The sequence below is a fragment of the Paraburkholderia podalyriae genome (assembly GCF_014397785.1).
GTDB lineage: Bacteria > Pseudomonadota > Gammaproteobacteria > Burkholderiales > Burkholderiaceae > Paraburkholderia > Paraburkholderia podalyriae.
This window is the reverse complement of sequence record NZ_VZQQ01000200.1, coordinates 1-1,946: the sequence shown is the minus strand read 5'-3', so window position 1 is coordinate 1,946 and position 1,946 is coordinate 1. Positions and strand designations below refer to the sequence as shown.

3 protein-coding genes are annotated in these 1,946 nt (G+C 62.0%); 2 read left to right on the top strand and 1 reads right to left on the bottom strand.

The features are described 5' to 3' along the window. Window positions 1-18 precede the first annotated feature (18 nt). Window positions 19-498: an SET domain-containing protein gene (locus F6X42_RS42470; protein WP_187639709.1), complete on the bottom strand. Its 480-nt coding sequence runs from the start codon at window positions 496-498 to the stop codon at window positions 19-21. A gap of 152 nt (window positions 499-650) precedes the next feature. Between F6X42_RS42470 and F6X42_RS42465 the strand changes: the two genes are divergently transcribed. Together F6X42_RS42465 and F6X42_RS42460 are read left to right on the top strand one after the other, a co-directional pair. After that, complete coding sequence (locus F6X42_RS42465) at window positions 651-938, top strand: H-NS histone family protein (RefSeq protein WP_187639708.1); 288 nt, start codon at window positions 651-653, stop codon at window positions 936-938. Continuing rightward, a complete protein-coding gene (locus F6X42_RS42460) occupies window positions 935-1,522 on the top strand; it encodes a nucleoside 2-deoxyribosyltransferase (protein ID WP_187639707.1) in 588 nt (195 codons plus the stop codon). The genes F6X42_RS42465 and F6X42_RS42460 overlap by 4 nt, the downstream gene beginning before the upstream one ends. Window positions 1,523-1,946 lie beyond the last annotated feature (424 nt).

Genomic DNA, 1,946 nt, shown 5'->3' with positions numbered 1-1,946 from the left:
TTCTCTGGCGTCGATTCGTTAATTGGCCTGCTCAACCTTGAATGAGTCGGAAAAGCGCAATGAACTACCAGCGAGCATCGTTCCGCGACATCGCCGGTGGCCGCAGCGGCACGCATACTGCGCTCGCACTGCTGCCGAGGCGCGCCCCTCTGTCGTGAGACCGTATGCGATGAACAGCTCCTCGCCGGGCTGAATGTCCGACACCGCCTGAATGTAGACCCTTCCATTATCCTCGACGGCCTCACAGTTGGCGACGCAGGCATGGTTAAGCCAGCGCGCGCTGTTGCCGCCGAGCGAACCGTCAAGGACGCGCCCATCAGAAAGCCCAAAGAGGAACGTATGGCCCTCCTCCCCGAACCGGCGATGGCGACTTATCGCGCGCTTCCGGCTCATAACCGTACCGGTGTACTCGAGGATGAACTCGCCGGCGAACAGCGGGCGCAGCGCAAAGACGCCGCGACCGTGAACGCTGGAGCGGCGGACAGAAATTCTTTTCATCGATGATTGATACTGCGAATGTCGAAGTTGAGCTACCGCTGGCGAGGACTGGAACGAACATAGCGCCTCGCGCCTGCCAGCCCCGGTTAGGCACTTGACAGGGATTCGCGCCTGGTAGAATCGTCCATCATCCACAACGGAAATTCAAGACGATGGCACGATATAAAGAACTGCTTGCGGAAAAAGAGAAGCTTGAAAGGCTGATCGCGGAGGCGCGGCAGCAGGAGGCGGCTTCCGCGCTTGAGAAGGTGCGTGAGACTGTCGGGGAGTTCGGATTTACGCCTGAGGACGTGTTTGGCAAGCGCCGCAAGAACGTGCAGCCGCGCGCGGTGGCCGCGAAGTTCCGCAACCCCGAGACTGGTGAAACGTGGAGCGGGCGCGGGCGCGCGCCACGATGGCTCAAGGATCAGAACGTCGAACGCTTCCGCATCACCGAATGACTGTGGCAGATGACGGCGCCGGGAAGGCGCGTATTTATCTCGCGGGTTTCGACGTGTTTCGCGCCGACGCACTGGAATACGGTCGCTCCCTGCAGCGACTTTGCGCCAGTCTGGGATTCGAGGGGCTTTACCCGCTCGACGCGGTCGCGCCGGCGAACCTGTCGCCTGGCGACAAGGCCACGTGGATCTACCGCGCCAACGTGGCCGCGATTCGCCGCGCCGATATCGTCATGGCCAACCTGGGCGACTTCCGCGGCGTTGGCGAGCCGGATAGTGGCACCGCCTTCGAACTCGGCTTTGCCGCCGCGCTGGGAAAGCCGATATGGGCTTATCGCGACGATCTGACCGCACTGCGTGAGCGCGTGCCGTGCATTGCGACAGCGCTCGGCGACGTTTGTGAGCGCGGGTATCTGGTCGAGGACTTTGGACTTTCCGTCAACCTGATGCTCGCGTGCGCGGCGCAGATCGTCGAGGGCGGTCCTCTCGCATGCCTGCGTGCGATCGCCGACGCACAGGGCATGGGGATGCCCCCCTCTTCCTGTAGACGGGGTGGCGAATCGCAGATTCGCAAGGCGTCGGGGTGATGCCAATTCAGTATATAAGGTACCGCCTTTCATGAACGACTCGCATCTCTGGACAGCTGAGCCGCGCACCGCCTATCTGCAATGGCAGACAACCGAGGCGGCCGGCGCAGACCGCCGCCGATTCTCGCAACGCTCGAAGGAACCGGTCGAACATCGCCTTGTGCTGCACCCTTGGTTGCCCACCGACGAACGAGCAGCTCGACACACTCGAAACGGTCGCATCCGGCACGACCGTGAAAGTGAAAGCGTACGCCGGCGCAGGGAAGACCTCGACGCTCGGGATGATTGCGGAATGATTGTAAGCGGTGGATTTAGCACACGGAATGGAGAATCGTTTGCAAGTAACGGCCGAGCGTAGCCGCACCGCGTCGGTTGAGATCAACCGGCGATGTCTGCATCGGGGTGATGGGAGCGCGCGCAGTCA

Coding starts and splice junctions, on each gene's coding strand:
- F6X42_RS42470 (WP_187639709.1), bottom strand. CDS start 498: ATGAAAAGAATTTCTGTCCGCCGCTCCAGCGTTCACGGTCGCGGCGTC.
- F6X42_RS42465 (WP_187639708.1), top strand. CDS start 651: ATGGCACGATATAAAGAACTGCTTGCGGAAAAAGAGAAGCTTGAAAGG.
- F6X42_RS42460 (WP_187639707.1), top strand. CDS start 935: ATGACTGTGGCAGATGACGGCGCCGGGAAGGCGCGTATTTATCTCGCG.